The organism is Micromonospora sp. NPDC093277 (genome assembly GCF_044765245.1).
In the GTDB taxonomy this organism is placed as follows: domain Bacteria; phylum Actinomycetota; class Actinomycetes; order Mycobacteriales; family Micromonosporaceae; genus Micromonospora.
In genome coordinates this window covers 1-18,464 of record NZ_JBIWJO010000011.1, presented here as the reverse complement: position 1 = coordinate 18,464, position 18,464 = coordinate 1, and the positions used below count along the sequence as shown (strand labels likewise).

The following is an 18,464-nucleotide window of genomic DNA, read 5'->3' as shown; positions in this document are numbered from 1 at the left end:
CTGGGGGGACCCCATCACGTAACACCGTCACAGTGAGGTGACCCCTTATGGCGGAACTGCCGGACTTCGTGTCGATCCGAGAGGTCGGGCCACGGGACGGACTCCAGAACGAGGAGCCCATCCCCACCGACGCTAAGGTGCGGCTGCTCGACGCGCTGTCGCGTACCGGTGTGCGGCGGATCGAGGCGGTCTCCTTCGTGCATCCGAGGGCGATCCCGCAGATGGCCGACGCCGACGAGGTGTGGCAGCGGGCCACCAGGGTCGAGGGCGTGCGCTACTCGGCCCTGGTGCCCAATACCCGGGGTGCCCAGCGCGCCCTGGCCGCCGGGTTCACCGAGATCGAGGTGGTCGTCTCGGCAAGCGACACGCACAACCGCCGCAACGTCAACCGCTCGACGGAGGAGTCGCTGGACGACATCGCCGAGCTGATCGACCTGCTGCACGGTGCCGGCGCGCGGGCCGAGGTGATCATCGCGACCAGCTTCGGCTGCCCGTACGAGGGGAACGTCGACCCGCAGCGGGTGGCCGGCATCGTCGACCGGGTGGTCCGCGACGGCGCCGACCGGGTGGCCTTCGGCGACACCACCGGCATGGGTACGCCGCGACGGGTCCGCGAGCTGGTCACCGCGGTACGCGACCGGAACGCCCACGTCCCGGTGCTGCTGCACTTCCACAACACTCGGGGCACCGCCCTGGCGAACCTGTTGACCGCCATGGAGTTGGGCGTCACCGAGTTCGACGCCAGCGTCGGTGGCCTCGGCGGCTGCCCGTACGCGCCGGGAGCCAGCGGCAACCTGGCCACCGAGGAGGCCGTGCACATGCTGCACGACATGGGCGTCGACACCGGGATCGACCTGGACGCCCTGATCGCGGCCGCCGAGCTGGCCGAGGAACTGGTCGGCAAGAAGCTCCCCTCCGGCGTCCTCCGGGCCGGCCCCCGCACCCGCCTGACCCCCGCACCCGCCTGACCACCTCCCCGCCCGAGCCCCTCCCCGCCCGGCACGCGCTGATCAAGGAGTTTTGGTCGGGATCGAGCCCGGGTCCGACGCAAACCTCTTGGTCATCGCGTGCTGTCCGGGTGGGTGGGAGCGGTGGGGTCGCCGGAGGGGGCAGGGGTGCGCTAGCCTAACGATCGTTCAGGTCGGTGGGTGCGCTCAGGGGGCGCGGGGTGGCTAGGGAGTCGGCGTGACGCTCGACGGTGAGGCTCTGGAGCAGCTGCGCAAGCGCGCCAAGGCCGGTGGTGCGGACAAGTACCACGCGGCGAACGCCGCCAAGGGCAAGCTCTTCGCCCGCGAGCGGGTCGCGCTCCTCGTCGACGAGGGCTCCTTCGTCGAGGATGGCCTCTACGCGAACGCGCTGGCCGAGGGGCTGCCCGCCGACGGCGTGGTCACCGGCACCGCCACCATCGACGGCCGGCAGGTTTGCCTGATGGCGAACGACTCCACGGTCAAGGCCGGCAGCTGGGGCGCGCGTACCGTCGAGAAGATCATTCGGATCATCGAGCGCGCCTACTCCACCGCCGTGCCCATGGTCTACCTGGTCGACTCGGCCGGCGCCCGGATCACCGACCAGGTCGAGCTCTTCCCCGGCCGGCGCGGTGCCGGGAAGATCTTCTGGAACCAGGTACGCGCCTCCGGCGCCATCCCGCAGGTCTGCGCGCTGTTCGGGCCGAGCGCGGCCGGCGGGGCGTACATCCCGGCGTTCTGCGACGTGGTGGCCATGGTGGACGGCAACGCCAGCATGTACCTCGGCTCCGACCGGATGGTCGAGATGGTCACGGGCGAGAAGACCACGCTGGAGGCGATGGGCGGGGCCAAGGTGCACTGCGCCGAGTCGGGCGTCGGGCACTTCCTCTGCAAGACCGAGGCCGAGGCGCTCGACGTGGTCCGGCGCTACCTGTCGTACCTGCCGGCGAACTGGACGCAGGCGCCGCCGGCCGCCGAGGCCGTGCCCGCGCCGGAGAAGGTCGACCTGGCCGCCCTAGTGCCGGCCAGCGAGCGGCAGGCGTTCGACATGCGCCGGTACGTCAAGGGCCTGCTCGACGAGGGCAGCTTCTTCGAGATCCAGGCGCTCTGGGCCAAGGAGCTGACCATCGGCTTCGGCCGGCTGAACGGCGAGGTCGTCGGCGTGGTCGGCAACAACTCGATGTTCAAGGGCGGCGTCCTCTTCGTCGACTCGGCCGACAAGGCGAGCCGCTTCGTGCAGCTCTGCGACGCGTTCAACGTGCCGCTGCTGTTCCTCTCCGACGTGCCCGGGTTCATGGTCGGCAGCGCGGTGGAGAAGCAGGGCATCATCCGGCACGGCGCCAAGATGATCACCGCGATCTCCGAGGCGACCGTACCCAAGATCTGTGTGGTGGTCCGGAAGGCGTACGGCGCCGGTCTCTACGCGATGGCCGGCCCGGGCTTCGAGCCGGACGCGACGATCGCGCTGCCCACCGCCAAGATCGCGGTGATGGGCGCGGAGGCCGCGGTCAACGCGGTGTACGCCAACAAGATCGCCGCGATCGAGGACGAGTCCGAGCGGGCCGCCTTCGTCGCCGCGAAGCGTGAGGAGTACGAGCGGGACATCGACATCGTCCGGCTCGCCAGCGAGCTGGTGGTGGACGCCATCGTCGAGCCGCACGAGCTGCGTGCGGAGCTGGTGCGCCGGTTCGCCGCGGCGCGAAGCAAGGACCGCCAGTTCTCCCGGCGCCGGCACGGCGTCACCCCGGTCTGACCCGGCCGCGACCCGGCCCGAGCCAGCGTTTCCGTCCCGGCGTCACGAGCGCCCGGCGGCGCATCCACACAGGAGGATCAGATGGACTTCCGGCTCAGCGAGGAACAAGAGGCGCTGCGGGAGAGCGTGCGGGACTTCGCCCGTGAGGTGGTGGCGCCGGTCATCGCCGAGCACTACGAGCAGCACACCTTCCCGTACGAGATCATCCGCCAGATGGGCAAGATGGGCCTGTTCGGCCTGCCCTTCGCCGAGGAGCACGGCGGCATGGGCGGCGACTACTTCGCGCTCTGCCTGGCCCTGGAGGAACTGGCCCGGGTCGACTCCAGCGTGGCGATCACCCTGGAGGCGGCGGTCTCCCTCGGCGCGATGCCGATCTACCGGTTCGGCACGGAGGAGCAGAAGGCGAAGTGGCTGCCGAAGCTGCTCAGCGGCGAGGCCCTGGCCGGCTTCGGGCTGACCGAGCCGGGCACCGGCTCGGACGCCGCCGGCACCCAGACGCGGGCGGTGCTGGACGGCGACGAATGGGTGATCAACGGCTCGAAGGCGTTCATCACCAACTCGGGCACGGACATCACCTCGCTGGTCACGGTCACCGCGGTCACCGGGACGAGGCCGGACGGTTCGAAGGAGCTGTCCACCATCATCGTCCCGTCGGGTACGCCCGGTTTCACCGTCGCACCCGGCTACTCCAAGGTCGGCTGGAACGCCTCGGACACCCACGAGCTGACCTTCGACGACTGCCGGGTCCCCGCGGCGAACCTGCTCGGCGAGCGGGGCCGGGGCTTCGCCCAGTTCCTGCGCATCCTCGACGAGGGGCGGATCGCCATCGCCGCCCTGGCCGTCGGCCTCGCCCAGGGCTGCGTCGACGAGTCGATCAGGTACGCGAAGGAGCGCCAGGCCTTCGGCCAGCCGATCGGCAACTACCAGGCGATCCAGTTCAAGATCGCCGACATGGAGGCGAAGGCGCACACCGGCCGGCTGGCGTACTACGACGCCGCCGCCCGGATGCTGGCCGGTGAGCCGTTCAAGCGGCAGGCCGCGATCGCCAAGCTGCACGCCAGCACCGTCGCGGTGGACAACGCCCGGGAGGCCACCCAGATCCACGGCGGCTACGGCTTCATGAACGAGTACCCGGTGGCCCGCTTCTGGCGGGACTCGAAGATCCTGGAGATCGGCGAGGGCACCAGCGAGGTGCAGCGAATGATCATCGCCCGCGATCTCGGCATGTGACGCGGGAGGGGCTCTCTGTCAACGCCCGAGAGGCGTAGCGAGGGCCCCTTCCCCGGGTTCGGCGGTCTGTCGGATATCCGCGCGGGACCGTCAGGTGGGCGACGGATGAGCTGTGGACGGTCACACCCCGTCCGTACTCTTCGTGACCATGACTCCGGATCATGATCCTTCGCGGAGCCCGGATGGTCGTACCCCTCTGCCCGATCTGCTGCGCGGGCACCGGCTCGCCGCCGGCCTCACTCAGGCCGAGCTGGCCGGCCGGGCCGGCGTCGGGGTGCGGACCCTCCGTGATCTGGAGCGGGGCCGGTCGGCACGGCCCCAGCGCACCACCGTTGACCTGCTCGCCGAGGCTCTCGGCCTGGCCGACGACGCCCGGCTGGCGTTCCGCGCCGCGGCCCGGCCGGCCCCAGCCGGACCGCCGCTGGCCGGGCGGCACCTCACCGCCGACGGGCCGCCTCCGGCCGGGCGGAAGCTCATCGCCGCCGCGCCGCGCCAGGCCGCACGGCACCTCCCCGTCACCCGTTCCGCCACCACCGGATCCGGTACGTCGATCGCGCTGCCGCAGCCGGTCCCGCTGATCGGCCGGGACCGGGACGTCGCCGAGGTGGCCGCCCTGCTGGCTGCCGAGCATCCGGTGGTGAGCCTGGTCGGCCTGGCCGGTGTCGGCAAGACCGCGCTCGCCCTCGCCGTCGCGTACGCGGTGGCCGCCGAGCATCCGGCCGGCGTCGCCGGGGTGCTGGTCTGCGAGGGCTCAGACGCGGCGGATTTCCTGGCCGCGTCGGAGCTGGTGCTGGGCGTGAACCGACTCGCCGACCTCGCCGGCCGGCTCGGTGGTCGGCCGGCGTTGCTGCTGGTGGACGCGGTGGAACGGGCACCCGGGCCGGTGGCGGAGGCGCTGCGTTCGCTGGTCGCCGCGGCACCCACGCTGCGCGTGCTGGCGACCGGCCGGCGACCGGTCGGCCTTCCCGGCGAGCTGGTGCGGCCGGTCGCGCCGCTCGACGTGCCGCCGGTCGAGGTGGTGCCGGCGGACCCGGCCGAGCTGGCCCGCTGGCCGGCGGCGGCGCTGTTCACCGCCCGGCTCGCCCAGGTCCGCCGGGAACCGCCGGCCCCGGCCGAGCTGCCGGCGCTCGCCGCGCTGGTCCGCCGCCTCGGCGGCCTGCCGCTGGCCATCGAACTGATGGCTGCGCGCGGCCGGATCCTCGACGTCACGGAGCTGCTCGACCGGTACGGCGACCGGGTTCTCGATCTCGCCACCGCCGCCCGTCCGGGCTGGACGCCCGACGACCGTACGGCAGCCACGGTGACCCTGCGCGAGGCGGTGGCGACCAGCTACCACCTGCTCGCACCGGAGGACCGGGCGGCGCTGCGCCTGCTCTCGACGTTCCGTAACCGCTGGTCGGTGGAGCTGGCCGAGGACCTGCTCGCCGACGACGGCGCGCGCCGGGACGCCGTGCCGCTGCTGGACCGGCTGCTCGAACTCGGCCTGCTCAGCGTCCGGGGCAACGGGCCGTTCCGGTTCCGCCTCCTGGACGCGGTACGCGACTTCGCCGCCGAGCGGGCCGTCGGGGAGGGCGAGCTGGCCCGGATCCGCCGCCGGCACGCGCTCGTGGTCACCGCGATGGTGGTCCGCGTCGCCCCGAACCTGGCCGGCGCGGACCTGACCGCCGCGGCACACCTGCTGGACGAGGCGACCGGCGACACCGCCGCCGCCCTGACGCAGGCTGCCGAGGACGATCCGGTGACCGGGCTGCGGCTGGCGGCGGCGCTGCCCCGGTGGTGGCGGCTGCGGGGCCGGGACGTCTCCGGCCGGCGATGGCTGCGCCGGTTGTTGGCCGACCCGCGTACCGCCGACGTCGATCCGGTGCTGCGGGCCTGGGCCCAGGTCGGGGCGGCTCAGCTCGCCGTGGAGCACGATGCCGGCGCTGAGGAGGTGCCAGCGGCCCGCGCCGCGTTGGCCACCTTCCGTTCGGCCGGTGAGGTGGGCGGGGAGTTGTCGGCCCGTACGGTGCTCGGTGTGGTGCTGCCGGCCGTGGGCGGCCACGACGAGGCCCGACAGCAGGCCGAGGCGGTGCTGGAACTGGCCACCCGGCATGGCCGGACCCGCGACATGGCCGTCGCTCAGGCGTACCTGACCTGGCACGACGTACGGGTCGGTGACCTGGCCGGGGCCCGGCGCCGGGTGGCCACCATGGAACGGCTGGCCGGCCAGTCCGGGGAGCAGCGGCTGCGAGTGCTGGCCCGGGCCAACCTGGCCGAGTTGAACCGCCTGGAGGGCCGGTTCGTCGACGCCGTGGAACAGGGGCGGCGGGTGGTGGCGGCCCTCGCCGAACTGGGTGATCCGGGGCAGCGCCGCCGGGTGCTCGGCACGGTGGGGCTGGCGCTCGCCCAGGAGGGGCGGGCCGCCGAGGCCCTGGAGGTGGCGGCCGAGCTGCTGCCGGCGTCCGGGCAGTGCCCACCATCCGCCGGGGGCCGGGTGGATCGGCCCGGTGCCGCGTCCACCGGGGAGGAGCCCAGCCGCCGTCCGGAGGATGCGGTGTGCGCGCTGATCGAGGGACATCTGGCGCTGTACCGGGGCGACCGCGAACTGGCGGCCGAGTGGTACGCCGCGGCGGCCGACGCGGCGACCGGCGGCCGGAACCGGCGGGACGTGATCGAGGCGCTGGTGGGGCTCGCCGCGAGCACGGTCGACCTGGCCGTGCTGGACCGGCTCGACCGGGCGCGACGCTCCAGCGGGATCGGACTGCTGCCCCGGGAGGAGGCCCTGCTCTACGCGCTGGTGGCCCGTCGTGGGCTGCGCAGCCGGCAGGAAGCTGGCTGAGCCGGCAGGCCCGGGCCCCGCAGGCCGATGCCGTGAGAGCCGGCCGCCGGGCGGGGCACGGAGATGGTGAGTGGGGCGGGGGTGGCGCGAGCGAAGAAGCCCCCTGTTGCCCCTCGCTCATCGCTCGCGCCGGCACCCCCCGGTGCGCCCCCGCTTGCCGGGAAGCCTATCCGGGGAGCTTGGGGTGTTTGCGCGGTTATGTCGGAGTTCGCCCTTGCCGTCGGCCGGTTCTGCCGGTCTTTCTGCCGGTACCCGGTAAGGAGGCCTTCCGGGGCTGCCGGGATGCGGCAAGAGGCGGTGTCCCGGCCCCAATCTGCCGCCCCTGGAGTGGATCGGGTCGCGCCTCAGCAGCCGGTCGCGGTGGTGTCGTCGGCCGGCGCGGGACAGGTGCTGCCGGCGGTCGCCCCAGGGTGGACGGCGTCGCGGATCCGGCGCAGGCTGTCGAGGAGCGCGTCCAGCGCGGCCGGTTCGAGCTGGCCGGTGAACCACTGGGCGATGATCTGCAGGTGCCCCGGCAGGGTCTCGTCCAGCCGGGCCAGGCCGGCGTCGGTCACCACCGCGTACGAGCTGCGCCGATCGGAGGGGCAGGCCCGCCGCCGGAGCAGGCCGTCACGCTCCATCCGATCGACGACCCGGGTCACCCCGCTCGTGGAGAGGGACGTCTGGGCGGAGAGATCGGTCATCCGTAGTTGATTGCCGGGAGAGCGGGCGAGCCGCATGAGCACCTCGAACTCCACGGGAGAGAGGCCGTGCTCCTCGACCTGGGCGGCGAACCGGGCCGACAGCCCGGCGTGCGTCTCGACGAGGAGGCCGATGGCGGTTATCCGGGGATCGTCGAACATGTTCTGGTTCACGCTGTTCATCGTAGCAATACTTGACACGGGAAATATTGTCGTGCCTATAGTTGCTGAGTCAGTCGTTGGGTCACTAAACAATCTCCCCTGGAGGACAGCACCATGACCAGCAGCACCGAAGCGGTTACCCGCGATTGGGACGGTCTCACCATCCCCGCTGCCGGCACGTACCAGCTGGACGCGGCTCACAAGCGGGTCGGGTTCGTCGCGCGGCACATGATGGTCAGCAAGGTACGCGGTGAGTTCGCCGAGGCGACCGCCACGATCACCATCGCGGAGGACCCGATGCAGTCCTCGGTGAGCGCCACCATCCAGGCGGCGAGCATCAACACCAGCCAGGCCGACCGCGACGCGCACCTGCGCAGCGGCGACTTCCTCGACACCGAGAAGTTCCCGACGCTGGAGTTCCGTAGCACCGGCGTGAAGTCCCACGACGGCAACGAGTTCGTGCTCAGCGGCGAGCTGACCATCAAGGATGTCACCCGCAGCGTGGAGCTCGAGGTCGAGTTCGAGGGCGTCGGCCGCAGCCCGTACGGCCAGGACATCTTCGGCTTCTCGGCGAGCACCGAGATCGACCGTGAGGAGTTCGGCCTGACCTGGAACGTCGCTCTGGAGACCGGTGGCGTCGTGGTCGGCAAGAAGGTCAAGATCGAGATCGAGGGCGAGGCCATCCGCCAGGCCTGACCGCCCGCACGACCCCACGGGCCCGCGTCGATGACGACGACGCGGGCCCGTTCGTCGTACGCGGATCAAGGTGCGAGATCCGTCACGTTCCGCGCACCCGGTGACCCGGGTCCGCCGATATCCGGCTGGGTAGGAGAACTGACCTGTGCCCGGCCCTGGTACCGATGCCCCGGGCGCACATAACGTGAAGGTTCACTATGCGTTCCGGAACCGAGTTCCGGCTCGCCCCGCGCCGGGAGGACACATGGGCAGAGATGTCGAGCAGTGCGCCTACTCCCGGGAGGACCGGGTCCGCTACCGGCAGAAGGTGCGGCGCTGCCTGGATGTCTTCGCGCTGATGCTGGACGACTTCGGCTTCGACGCCGACCGCCCGATGACCGGGCTGGAGATCGAGCTGAACCTGGTCGACTCCGCCGCCGAGCCGGCCATGCGCAACGAGAAGATCCTCGCCGACATCGCGGACCCGCTCTTCCAGACCGAACTGGGCCAGTTCAACCTGGAGCTGAACACACCACCCCGGCTCATCGAGGGCGCCGGCTTCGGCGACTACGAGCGGGACCTGCGTAACAGCCTCGCCCGCGCCGACGAGCGGGCGTCCCGATCGGACGCCAAGCTGGTGCTGGTCGGCATCCTGCCCACCCTCACCGAGCGCCACCTGATCGCCGACAACCTCTCCACCGACGAGCGCTACCGGGTGCTCAACGACCAGATCGTCGGCGCCCGGGGCGAGGACTTCGAGCTGGACATCCGCGGTGTCGAGCGGTTGCAGACGCACAACGACTCGATCGCTCCCGAGGCCGCCTGCACGAGCCTCCAGTTCCACCTCCAGGTCGCTCCGGACAGCTTCGCCGACTACTGGAACGCGTCCCAGGCGATCGCCGGCCCCCAGGTGGCGGTGGGCGCGAACTCGCCGTTCCTCTACGGCCGGCAGCTCTGGGCGGAGACCCGGATCGCCCTCTTCCAGCAGGCCACCGACACCCGGCCCGACGAGCTCAAGGCCCAGGGCGTACGCCCCCGGGTGTGGTTCGGTGAACGCTGGATCACCTCGATCTTCGACCTGTTCGAGGAGAACGTCCGCTACTTCCCGCCGCTGCTGCCGATCGTCGAGGACGAGGACCCGGTCGAGGTGCTGCACGCTGGCGGGGTGCCCGCGCTGGCCGAGCTGCGGCTGCACAATGGCACGGTCTACCGCTGGAACCGGCCCGTCTACGACATCATGGACGGCCGCCCGCACCTCCGAGTGGAGAACCGGGTGCTGCCGGCCGGGCCGACCGTGGTCGACATGCTGGCCAACGGCGCCTTCTACTTCGGGCTCGCCCGGGCCCTCGCCGAGGCGGACCGTCCCATCTGGAGCCAACTCACCTTCAGCTCGGCGGAGGAGAACTTCCAAGCCGCCGCAAGGCGAGGCCTGGACGCCGTCATGTACTGGCCCCGGCTCGGCGAGGTACCGGTGGCCAAGCTCGTGCTCGACGTCCTCCTGCCCAAGGCGGCGCAGGGGCTGGACGGGTTCGGTGTCGCCCCGGCCGACCGGGACCGCCTCCTCGGTGTCATCGAGCAGCGCTGCCGTGCCGGCCGCAACGGTGCCACCTGGCAGACCGAAATGGTGTGGGCGGCCGAGCGGCACCGGGGCCTGGACCGGCGCGCCGCCCTGCACTACATGCTTCAGCGCTACGCGCAGCTCCAGCGCAGCAACGAGCCGGTGCACACCTGGCCGGTCGACTGACCGCCGGCGCAGGTCGCTCCCGGGTCACCGACCGCGTCGGCGACCCTTCGGCGTGGGCCCACCGTCGCCCGGGTCGCCCGTCGCGGTGCTCCCGGCCGGCGCGTCCGGCGCCGGGCCGCCGGATGCCCGGCTGGTCGACGCCGAGCCGCCGGCTGCCGAGCGGCTCGCCGTCCGGGCGTCCGTCGCCGGGCCGCTGGAGGGCACCGCCGGTGTCCCGGCGTCGTCGCCGGACGCTGCCGGGGTGCTCGCCCCACCGGACGAGCCCGAGGCACGCCGGGGTGACGCGGCCCGGCCCCGGCGGGTCGTGGCGGAACCCGACGAAGAGGCGCCCTCCGACCCGCCGGCCGGCTTCCCGTCCGACGCGGCCGGCGTGCTGGATCCACCGCCCACCCCGGTGGCCGGACCGCCGATCGCGGCCACCTCGACGGTGGGCCGGTCGGCTCCGTCGCCGGCGAGGTCGTGTTCGCCGGTGCGCTGGCGGGGCAGGGACACCTCGGTGCGGGCGGTGACCCGGTGCTCGGCCCGTTGGGCCAGCGCCGCCACCAACACCGAGCCCCCGAGCCCGGCGATCACCGCGTACGGGGCGATCAGGTGGGCCGAGAGTTGCTCGGCCTCGATCGCCGCGAGCCTCGGCACGGCCAGCAGGTAGGCCAGCGCGACGAGGAGCGGCCCGGCCGCGCCGGAGGCCGCCGTACCGACGCGTTGCTCCGGCAGCCGGGCGGTACGCCGGGCCGCCAGCACGCCGATCAGCAGGGCGGAGCCCAGCGCGAGCAGTGCCCCCGGCCAGTAGAAGTAGTCCCGGATCCAGAAGCTTTCACTGTCCGCGCTGATCTGCCAGATGCCGAGCTGGGCGGTGGTCAGACCGCGGCCGGAGAGCACCCCGTCGACCACCGACACCACCGCGAGGAGCCAGAGCCAGCCGGTGGTGGCGATGAGGTTGGTGGCGACCGCCCGGGTATGCATTGCCCACATCGCCAGGAGCAGCCCGATCAGCAGCCCCATGGCGGCGTACCCGGCGGCGACGGACTGCGGCCCGGACGTGTCCGGCACCCGCGCCGCGCGGGCCGGCACCGCGACCAGCAGGACGGTGATCAGCGCGCCGACGGTGGCGCCGACCGCCAGGCCGAGTTTCCGCAGCGAGCCGCCGGGCTCCTGGCCGTCCCCACCCCGCAGCCGGTGGGCACAGATCGCACCGGCGACCACCGAGGTGGCGGAGATCCAGGTGGCCCAGGCAAGGCTCGCCACCCAGGCCGCTTCGACCCGGGCGGCGCCCGCCGGCATCCAGTTGATGATGCCGAGTCCGTAGCCGAAGCCCAGCTGTGCGGCCCCCGTACCGGCGGCGACGCCGAGCGCGGCGGTGATCGATACTCCCCAGCCCCGTCTGGCCATGCCGGGCAGCGTAGCGTCCCAGGGTCGGTGCGGCGAGTCGGACGAGAACGATCGGCCGTGCGACGGGCTGGGCGGCGCCGGATACGGTCGCCGGTGGATGAGGCGGTGGACACGATGACGGACGACGGGTACCCGGACCCCGGGACGGGCGACGAACCAGGGCCGGACCGGACGAAGCTGCTCCTCGGTGGCGGCCTCGCGGTGGTTCTGCTGGCGGTGATCGGGGCGAGCGGAGGCTGGATCCTCGCCGGAGACGTGGAGCGGATCACGCCGCCGGATGCCGGCGCGACCAGCCCGGTGCCGCCGAGCGATGCCACGCCGAGCGGGTCGGCCGGCACGTCGCGGCAGAGCCCACCCGCCGTACGGACCACCGCAGCCGGCGAACTGACCGTGCCCGAGGTGGTGGGCACCGATTTCGTGCGTGCCCGGCGGGAGTTGCGGGACCGCAAACTCGGCTGGCGGCTCGTGTTCGGCACCGGCTCGGGCCGGAGCGTCCAGCGCACCTCTCCCGAGCCCGGTACGCCGGTCCGCCGCGGCGTCACGGTCACCATCTGGGTCGCCGGCCCGGCGCCGGCCCTCCGCGTACCGGACCTGGTCGCCCAGGACTGCGGCGACGCTGCCGACGACCTGGTCGAGGCGGGCCTCTACCCGCGCTACCGGGCCCTGAAGCGCGGCCCGGTCACCGCCCTGGACCCGGAGCCCGGTGCGACCGCCCACTGGAACGATTACGTCACCCTGACCTGCGGCGACGAGCCGCCGGCTGCTCCGGACACCACCCCGTCCATGGCGCCGTGACCGGCGGCTCGCCGAGCTGATGCCTGCCGATGGCCTTCCCGGACCGCTACCGTGGACGGTCGAGGGCCAGGGCGCCCGTCCCGGTGGGAAAGGACGTGCTGCCATGAGCGACGACCACCCGGAGCCACCCGCCGGAGACGCCGACGCCACCCGTCCGCTGCACCGGGACGGCGAAGATGCCACCCGTCCGCTGCACCGGGACGGCGAAGACGCCACCGCCCGGCAGGCCGTCCCGGCGGCCTGGTCGGGTCGGGCTGGGGTGCCCCCGCCGCGCCCGGCCGGTTATGCCGAGTCCGGCACCGAGTGGTACGCCGAGGAGCAGGCCGATCGTCGCTGGTGGATGCCGATCCTGCTGGGCATCGTCGCCCTGGCGCTGATCGCGCTGATTGGGTTTGGGGTGTGGCTGTCGCTGCGGGCGACGGAGCGGGACCCTGGGCCGGCTCCCGCCTCCTCGGCCGTACCGAGCACCGCCCCGGAGACCAGCGCCGCGCCGACCACTACCGCGCCGAGCCCCTCACCGTCGACCGCGCCGCCGAGCACCCCACCGCCGACGACGGCCACCCAGGTGCCGATGCCACCGCTGGTGGGACTGCCGGAAGCCACCGCCCGGGCGCTCCTTGACCGGCTGGGCCTGGCCTACCAGGTGGAACGGCGGACGTCCGACCGGCCGGCCGGCACGGTGATCGAGACCGACCCGGCCGCCGGCGAGCCGGTCGCCGAAGGTGAGGACGTCACGATCGTGGTGGCCGAGACCGGTACGCCGACGACCGGCGCAAGCAGGGTGACGTCCGCCCCGACGGTCACGCCGACCCCCTGACCGTCACCACTGGCGGCGTCTGGTGCCGACCAGCCCCAGCCCGGCCAGCGAGATGGCGAGGCCCAGCAGCCCGGAGTAGAACAGCGACCGGCTGACCTCCATGCTGTCCCGTACGCCGCCGGCACCGGCCAGCGCTTCCTCCCCGGCGCCCCCACCCGACTGGTCGGGGGTGGGTGACGCGTTCACCTCGTTGCCGAGGGCGGCGGCGCCCGGGGTGTCGGCCCAGCCGGGTTCCTCCTCCGGGTCGGTGCCGGGCCCGGGGTCCTTGCCGGCCACGGTGATCTCGGGAGCCGGTACCGGCTCGGTCAACTGCTCGGTGGCGGAGAGGGCTGGGTGACGGACCACGAGCGCGAGTGCGGTCGCGGCGCCGAGGAGTGCGAGGAGCCCGAAGGCGTAGCCGATAGGGGACCGGTGGTGCCGCCGCGCGGCGGGCAGATTGACCATGACCATCCCAGGTTCAGGGTCCGGGACGCGCGGGTGGTGACTTTGCCGGGGTGGGCGTACCGATTCTATGGCGGCGGCCCGTACCCCGGCTGGTCAATCGTGGGGTCAGCCCACCCGGATCGGGGTCCGGACGACTGGACGTCCGGGCCGGACGGTGCGCTGACGGGGTACCGGGGCGGCCTGCAGCTGCTGCAGCCCCGCCTGCTGTACGAAGATCGACCGCCGGCTGACCGCGTCCCCCGCCGCGTTCAACTCGTAGCCGTCGAGCCAGAGCCAACCTTCGTAGGTCGGCCAGTCGATCACCCGGATCACCCGGAACGTGATCGGTCGAAGGAACTGGACACTCGCCGCGCGAGTCACGTGCAGTACGTCACCGGAGCGGGGATGCACATGGGCTCCTGGAAAGGATCGGCCGGCGGGCGGGCCGGCGGAGGCTGATCGGGGAGACAGGCCGGCCCGGTGACGGGGGTTGCGCCCTTGGACCGGCTGATCAGTTTTTTCGGTGGTGGTCGGGCCGTACCCGCGGTCGCGGGTCGCCACCCGACCAACACCCGGCTGCTCCCGGTTACCGCTCCCGCCGCCGCAGCCAAGCTGGCATGCAGCGGCGAGGTCATCACCCCGGGGCAGGTCGCGGGGCGTGGGACGGCTCCCCTCCCGCCGTCCCACGGCCCGTGGGGTCACCACGTCGAGAGATCATGCGGAGACGGTGAGTAACCCATGCCATACCGACAGAGTGCACCAGGAGTGTGCGAGATGCAAGTTGCACGTCGACTTTTGCCGATACGCGAATGGGACACCTGAACGGGACGCTTGAAGCCTTCGGTGTCGGGACGGCACACTGGTCCCGGTTTCGCCCGTCGCGGCCGGTCGACCACCGGCACCACTCCTGCCGCGAACGATCACCCGCCGTAAGCCGGTTGCGCCCCCGGCGGGTGTGGAACCGGGCGCGGTCGACCGGAGGTAGTCGGGTGAGCGCGAGGAGACGTCATCCCCGTCCAGCAACCCGCGGAGCGGTGTCATGAGTGAGCGGCGCAGCCCCACCATCCGGCGTCGGCGCCTGGGGGCGGAACTCCGCCGCCAGCGGGAGGCCGCAGGCATCACCATCGAGGTCGTGGCAGAGCAGCTTGAATGCTCGGCCTCGAAGGTCTCCCGCATCGAGACCGGTCACACCACCGCCACCCCGCGGGACGTGCGGGACATGCTCCGCATCTACGGGGTGGTGGGCGCCGAGAGCGACGAGCTGGTGCAGATTGCCCGTGAGGCCCGGCAGAAGGGCTGGTGGCATCCGTACAGCACGGTGCTGGTCGGGGCGTACGTGGGACTGGAGGCGGCGGCCAGCTCGATCCGGGCGTATGAGCAGCAGGTCGTGCCGGGCCTGCTGGAGACCGAGGAGTACGCGAGCGCAATGATCCGGGCCGCTCGGCCGGACTTCAGTGCGGAACAGGTCGCACAACGGGTCCGTGTCCGACTGGGCCGTCAGTCGTTGCTGACTCAGGACGATCCGGTTGATCTGTGGGTGGTGCTCGATGAGGCGGTGCTGAGCCGGCCGGTTGGTGGCGACGTGGTGATGCGTGGCCAGCTCAGGCGGTTGGTGGAGGTGGCCGAACTGCCGAACGTGACGTTGCAGGTCCTGCCCTTCGAGGTGGGCGCGCACGCCGGCATGGACGGGACCTTCACGATCCTCAGCTTCCCCGAACCGAGTGATCCCGATGTCGTGTATGCGGAGAATGCCACGGGTGGGCTCTTCCTCGAGAAGAGCGACGAACTGCAAAAGTACAGCTTCATCTTCGATCACATTCGAGCTGCGGCCATCCGCCCGGATGAATCCATCGCTCACATCGCGAAACTGGTAGAGGAGCCGTTGTGGAAATGGCGACCAAGAAGTTCCCCGTGGACCTGACGCAGGCGACCTGGTTCAAGAGCTCGAAGAGCGGGCCGAACTGTGACAACTGCGTGGAGGTCGCGTACGTGACCGAGGCGGTCGGCGTCCGGGATTCAAAGGACAAGGCTGGCCCGGCCCTGGTCTTCGCCCCGGGTGACTGGCACGCTTTCGTCGCCGGTGCCAGGGACGGAGCCTTCGCCCGGGCCTGATCCGGCGACCCGGGCCGTGAACGTGGTCCCGTCCGGCGATGTGGCCGGGCGGGACCATTTCGTGTGGCCCCGGCCGGGTCGGTCGGGGCCACCCGTCGCCACTTCCGTTCCGTCTCGTTGAACCGCACAGATCGGCAACCGAACGAGGCAGGCGAGACGGATGACGACGATCGGTTCAGAGAATCTCACCAACGGCCCGGGCAAGCCTGAGCGGTTCGGCGGCAAGTATCGCGGGGCACGCCGGGACACGGTCCTCACCGAGGTGGGCTCCACCGACGCCGAGGCCGGCGGCCGGGACACCGCTGCCCCGGAGCAGGCATCCCCGCCGCTCACCCTGCCGTCCCTGGATCCCAATCCGCTCACCGAGCCGTCGTTCCCGCCGAGTGCCTGGCCACTGGAGCCGACCGATTCCCTGGTGGACCACCCGCTGCTGCGTGGCCTGCTGATGGAGTTGCCGCCGAGGGGGAGTGTGCCGCCGCCCGGCTGGTTGGACCGCTGGTTCGAGGCGACCCGGGCGATCCTCGAACTGCTATACGTGCAGGGAGCCGGCCGGTCGCGTTGAGCCGGTGCCCGCCGGCGACAGGACGCGCTCGGCGAGGCGGTTGTGCCGCAGCGCGTGGCGTACGCCGATCGCGGTGACGCCGAGTACGCCGGCGGTGATGGCCGGGCCGATCACTGCCGGCGCCGCGAGCAGGTCGACGCCCACCGCCGACGCCACCGCCGGCAGGACGGCGAGCGCGGTCCCCTGGATCGGCAGCCCGATCAGCGGGTGCGCCGCGGCGGCCCGTAGCCCGTGCGGTGCCGGGGTGTCCGGCGCGCTGGCGAAGGCGCCCGCGCCGGCCCGCAGGCGCCGGATCCGCCGGACCGCGCAGGCCGCGACGACCAGCGCCGGGCCGGCCGCGAGGGCGAGCCCGGGGGCGGCCCGGTCGGCCGCCGTCGTGCCGGCGCTCGAGAGGCCCAGGACCAGGACGGCCGCCGTCAGGGCGAGGCCGGCCAGGGTCAGCGCGGACAACCATCCGGTACGCCGACGCAGCGCGCGGGCGCGATCCAGCCGGGGCAGTCCGTCCGCCACGACGCCGGCGGCGATCCACACGGCGGCGACGGGGAGCAGTACGGCGAACTGGTCGGCCATGCCTCTCAGCCTCGCCCAGGTCGAGGTGCCCCGAATCCGGGGCCGCACCCCGGTTCGTCCCGCATGCCTCCCCGTAGGGGCCATCCCGCCAACGCTATTGAGAAACCGGCATCTTCACATTGGCGGATCTTCGATCTAGCCTCGTCTTGATCGGTGAACATCGATCTGCTGGTGCCTCACCGGTGGACGCGCACCGGTCGGAGGGAGGCAGGGAGATGAATCTCCCACACAGGTCCGTACTCGTTGGCATGACCACATTGGCGCTGGTCACGGCGGCCACCCCCGCCCTGGCCGCGGAACCGAGCGGAGTGATCCGGAACGCTGGCGGCACCACTGCGGTAGCCGACAGCTACCTGGTCGTACTGAACGACAACGTCGTCGCCCCGGCGGGCGTCGGGGACACCGCGCAGCGGCTGCGCGCCCGGCACGGCGGCGCCATCGCCAACACCTGGTCCGCCGCGCTGCGCGGCTTCGAGGTTCGGGTCGGCGCGGCGGCCGCCGCCAGGATCGCCGCCGATCCCGCCGTGGCGTACGTGGAGCAGAACCACACCGTGTCGATCTCCGCCACCCAGACGAGCCCGCCGTCCTGGGGTCTGGACCGGATCGACCAGCGGAACCTGCCGCTGGACAGCTCGTACACCTATCCGAACACGGCCTCGAACGTCCGGGCGTACATCATCGACACCGGAATCCGGACCACGCACAGCAACTTCGGTGGCCGGGCCACCTGGGGTACGAACACCGTCGACACCAACAACACCGACTGCAACGGCCATGGCACCCACGTCGCCGGCACCGTCGGCGGCTCGTCCTACGGGGTGGCCAAGGGCGTGCAGCTGGTCGCGGTCAAGGTGCTCAACTGCTCCGGCAGCGGCACCACCGCCGGGGTCGTCTCCGGGGTCGACTGGGTGACCCGGAACGCGGTCAAGCCCGCGGTGGCCAACATGAGCCTCGGCGGCGGCGCGGACACCACCCTCGACACGGCCGTCCGCAACTCGATCGCCGCCGGCATCACGTACGGCCTGGCCGCCGGCAACGACAACGGTGCGAACGCCTGCAACAGCTCGCCGGCCCGGGTCGCCGAGGCGATCACGGTCGGCTCGACCACCAACACCGACGCGCGGTCGTCGTTCTCCAACATCGGCACCTGCCTGGACATCTTCGCGCCGGGCTCGTCGATCACCTCCGCCTGGAACACCAGCGACTCCGCGAGCAACACGATCAGTGGCACGTCGATGGCGACCCCGCACGTGGTCGGCGCGGCGGCGCTGGTGGCCAGCGCCAACCCGTCCTGGACCCCGCAGCAGGTCCGCGACTACCTGGTGAACAACGCCACCAGTGGTGTGGTGACCAGCCCGGGGACCGGCTCGCCCAACAAGCTGCTCTACGTGGTCAACGGCACGTCGACCAACGACTTCTCCGTCTCGGTGTCGCCGACCGCCGGCACGGTGACCGCTGGTGGCGCGGTCTCCACCACCGTGTCGACCTCGACCACCAGCGGGACCTCGCAGACCGTCACGCTCTCCGCGTCCGGTCTGCCGACCGGTGCCAGCGCGTCGTTCAGCCCGTCGTCGGTGACCTCGGGCGGTTCGTCGACGCTGACGATCAGCACCTCGTCGAGCACCCCGTCGGGCAGCTACCCGGTGACGATCACCGGCACCGCGGCGTCGGGTACGAAGACGACGACGTACACCCTCACCGTGAACGGTAGTGGTGGTGGTTGCACGGGTGCGGGTCAGAAGCTGGCCAACCCCGGCTTCGAGTCGGGT

General features: G+C 72.3%; 17 protein-coding genes. 12 read left to right on the top strand and 5 right to left on the bottom strand.

Annotated elements, in window-relative coordinates; translation table 11 throughout:
- The first annotated feature begins 47 nt into the window (after nt 1–47).
- The 4 genes from ACIRG9_RS23295 (at nt 48) to ACIRG9_RS23280 (ending at nt 6,766) form a co-directional block, all read left to right on the top strand.
- Nucleotides 48–968, top strand: a complete 921-nt coding sequence (locus ACIRG9_RS23295; RefSeq protein ID WP_402859563.1) for a hydroxymethylglutaryl-CoA lyase — start codon at nt 48–50, stop codon at nt 966–968.
- Nucleotides 969–1,185: 217 nt separating this feature from the next.
- Complete coding sequence (locus tag ACIRG9_RS23290) at nt 1,186–2,718, top strand: acyl-CoA carboxylase subunit beta (protein ID WP_402859560.1); 1,533 nt, start codon at nt 1,186–1,188, stop codon at nt 2,716–2,718.
- An 81-nt stretch (nt 2,719–2,799) separates the two neighbouring features.
- The gene (locus ACIRG9_RS23285) at nt 2,800–3,948 is read left to right on the top strand and encodes an acyl-CoA dehydrogenase family protein (RefSeq protein WP_402859557.1); all 1,149 of its coding nucleotides are present in this window, start codon (nt 2,800–2,802) and stop codon (nt 3,946–3,948) included.
- Nucleotides 3,949–4,096: 148 nt separating this feature from the next.
- Nucleotides 4,097–6,766, top strand: coding sequence for an ATP-binding protein (locus ACIRG9_RS23280; RefSeq protein ID WP_402859554.1), 2,670 nt, complete (start codon nt 4,097–4,099; stop codon nt 6,764–6,766).
- A gap of 344 nt (nt 6,767–7,110) precedes the next feature.
- Here ACIRG9_RS23280 and ACIRG9_RS23275 read toward each other — a convergent pair whose 3' ends face one another.
- Nucleotides 7,111–7,620, bottom strand: a complete 510-nt coding sequence (locus ACIRG9_RS23275) for a MarR family winged helix-turn-helix transcriptional regulator (protein ID WP_402859551.1) — start codon at nt 7,618–7,620, stop codon at nt 7,111–7,113.
- Between the two features lie 102 nt (nt 7,621–7,722).
- Here ACIRG9_RS23275 and ACIRG9_RS23270 point away from each other — a divergent pair, with 102 nt between their 5' ends.
- Both ACIRG9_RS23270 and ACIRG9_RS23265 read left to right on the top strand, forming a co-directional pair.
- Entirely contained in the window at nt 7,723–8,304 is a 582-nt protein-coding gene (locus ACIRG9_RS23270; protein WP_402859548.1) for a YceI family protein, read from the top strand.
- A 244-nt stretch (nt 8,305–8,548) separates the two neighbouring features.
- Nucleotides 8,549–10,027, top strand: coding sequence for a glutamate--cysteine ligase (locus tag ACIRG9_RS23265; RefSeq protein ID WP_402859545.1), 1,479 nt, complete (start codon nt 8,549–8,551; stop codon nt 10,025–10,027).
- Between the two features lie 24 nt (nt 10,028–10,051).
- Here ACIRG9_RS23265 and ACIRG9_RS23260 read toward each other — a convergent pair whose 3' ends face one another.
- Nucleotides 10,052–11,416 (bottom strand): hypothetical protein, encoded by a 1,365-nt coding sequence (locus ACIRG9_RS23260; protein ID WP_402859542.1) that lies wholly within the window; start codon nt 11,414–11,416, stop codon nt 10,052–10,054.
- Between the two features lie 114 nt (nt 11,417–11,530).
- Here ACIRG9_RS23260 and ACIRG9_RS23255 point away from each other — a divergent pair, with 114 nt between their 5' ends.
- Both ACIRG9_RS23255 and ACIRG9_RS23250 read left to right on the top strand, forming a co-directional pair.
- The gene (locus ACIRG9_RS23255) at nt 11,531–12,211 is read left to right on the top strand and encodes a PASTA domain-containing protein (RefSeq protein WP_402860063.1); all 681 of its coding nucleotides are present in this window, start codon (nt 11,531–11,533) and stop codon (nt 12,209–12,211) included.
- Nucleotides 12,212–12,314: 103 nt separating this feature from the next.
- On the top strand, nt 12,315–13,028 hold the full coding sequence (locus tag ACIRG9_RS23250) for a PASTA domain-containing protein (protein ID WP_402859539.1): 714 nt from the start codon (nt 12,315–12,317) through the stop codon (nt 13,026–13,028).
- A 3-nt stretch (nt 13,029–13,031) separates the two neighbouring features.
- Here the strand turns inward: ACIRG9_RS23250 and ACIRG9_RS23245 are convergent, their stop codons facing one another.
- Both ACIRG9_RS23245 and ACIRG9_RS23240 read right to left on the bottom strand, forming a co-directional pair.
- A complete protein-coding gene (locus tag ACIRG9_RS23245) occupies nt 13,032–13,478 on the bottom strand; it encodes a hypothetical protein (RefSeq protein WP_402859536.1) in 447 nt (148 codons plus the stop codon).
- A 99-nt stretch (nt 13,479–13,577) separates the two neighbouring features.
- Nucleotides 13,578–13,862 (bottom strand): hypothetical protein, encoded by a 285-nt coding sequence (locus ACIRG9_RS23240; RefSeq protein WP_402859533.1) that lies wholly within the window; start codon nt 13,860–13,862, stop codon nt 13,578–13,580.
- Between the two features lie 628 nt (nt 13,863–14,490).
- Between ACIRG9_RS23240 and ACIRG9_RS23235 the strand changes: the two genes are divergently transcribed.
- The 3 genes from ACIRG9_RS23235 (at nt 14,491) to ACIRG9_RS23225 (ending at nt 16,125) form a co-directional block, all read left to right on the top strand.
- The gene (locus tag ACIRG9_RS23235) at nt 14,491–15,372 is read left to right on the top strand and encodes a helix-turn-helix domain-containing protein (RefSeq protein ID WP_402859530.1); all 882 of its coding nucleotides are present in this window, start codon (nt 14,491–14,493) and stop codon (nt 15,370–15,372) included.
- Nucleotides 15,342–15,563 (top strand): DUF397 domain-containing protein, encoded by a 222-nt coding sequence (locus ACIRG9_RS23230; RefSeq protein ID WP_402859527.1) that lies wholly within the window; start codon nt 15,342–15,344, stop codon nt 15,561–15,563. Before ACIRG9_RS23235 ends, ACIRG9_RS23230 begins: the two co-directional genes overlap by 31 nt.
- A 160-nt stretch (nt 15,564–15,723) precedes the next feature.
- Nucleotides 15,724–16,125 carry a hypothetical protein gene (locus ACIRG9_RS23225; protein WP_402859524.1) on the top strand — a complete coding sequence of 134 codons (402 nt, stop codon included), beginning with the start codon at nt 15,724–15,726 and terminating at the stop codon, nt 16,123–16,125.
- Here the strand turns inward: ACIRG9_RS23225 and ACIRG9_RS23220 are convergent.
- Nucleotides 16,093–16,695 (bottom strand): hypothetical protein, encoded by a 603-nt coding sequence (locus ACIRG9_RS23220; RefSeq protein ID WP_402859521.1) that lies wholly within the window; start codon nt 16,693–16,695, stop codon nt 16,093–16,095. The two genes, ACIRG9_RS23225 and ACIRG9_RS23220, sit on opposite strands and share 33 nt — an antisense overlap.
- A 215-nt stretch (nt 16,696–16,910) precedes the next feature.
- Between ACIRG9_RS23220 and ACIRG9_RS23215 the strand changes: the two genes are divergently transcribed.
- The coding region (locus ACIRG9_RS23215) for a S8 family peptidase (RefSeq protein WP_402859518.1) at nt 16,911–18,464 on the top strand (1,554 nt) is incomplete at its 3' end.

Bases quoted from the DNA above. Each gene is read 5' to 3' on its own strand.
- ACIRG9_RS23270 (WP_402859548.1), top strand. From the start codon at position 7,723: ATGACCAGCAGCACCGAAGCGGTTACCCGCGATTGGGACGGTCTCACC.
- ACIRG9_RS23220 (WP_402859521.1), bottom strand. From the start codon at position 16,695: ATGGCCGACCAGTTCGCCGTACTGCTCCCCGTCGCCGCCGTGTGGATC.
- ACIRG9_RS23235 (WP_402859530.1), top strand. From the start codon at position 14,491: ATGAGTGAGCGGCGCAGCCCCACCATCCGGCGTCGGCGCCTGGGGGCG.
- ACIRG9_RS23230 (WP_402859527.1), top strand. From the start codon at position 15,342: ATGGCGACCAAGAAGTTCCCCGTGGACCTGACGCAGGCGACCTGGTTC.
- ACIRG9_RS23260 (WP_402859542.1), bottom strand. From the start codon at position 11,416: ATGGCCAGACGGGGCTGGGGAGTATCGATCACCGCCGCGCTCGGCGTC.
- ACIRG9_RS23245 (WP_402859536.1), bottom strand. From the start codon at position 13,478: ATGGTCATGGTCAATCTGCCCGCCGCGCGGCGGCACCACCGGTCCCCT.
- ACIRG9_RS23225 (WP_402859524.1), top strand. From the start codon at position 15,724: ATGACGACGATCGGTTCAGAGAATCTCACCAACGGCCCGGGCAAGCCT.
- ACIRG9_RS23265 (WP_402859545.1), top strand. From the start codon at position 8,549: ATGGGCAGAGATGTCGAGCAGTGCGCCTACTCCCGGGAGGACCGGGTC.
- ACIRG9_RS23295 (WP_402859563.1), top strand. From the start codon at position 48: ATGGCGGAACTGCCGGACTTCGTGTCGATCCGAGAGGTCGGGCCACGG.
- ACIRG9_RS23250 (WP_402859539.1), top strand. From the start codon at position 12,315: ATGAGCGACGACCACCCGGAGCCACCCGCCGGAGACGCCGACGCCACC.
- ACIRG9_RS23280 (WP_402859554.1), top strand. From the start codon at position 4,097: ATGACTCCGGATCATGATCCTTCGCGGAGCCCGGATGGTCGTACCCCT.
- ACIRG9_RS23285 (WP_402859557.1), top strand. From the start codon at position 2,800: ATGGACTTCCGGCTCAGCGAGGAACAAGAGGCGCTGCGGGAGAGCGTG.
- ACIRG9_RS23255 (WP_402860063.1), top strand. From the start codon at position 11,531: ATGACGGACGACGGGTACCCGGACCCCGGGACGGGCGACGAACCAGGG.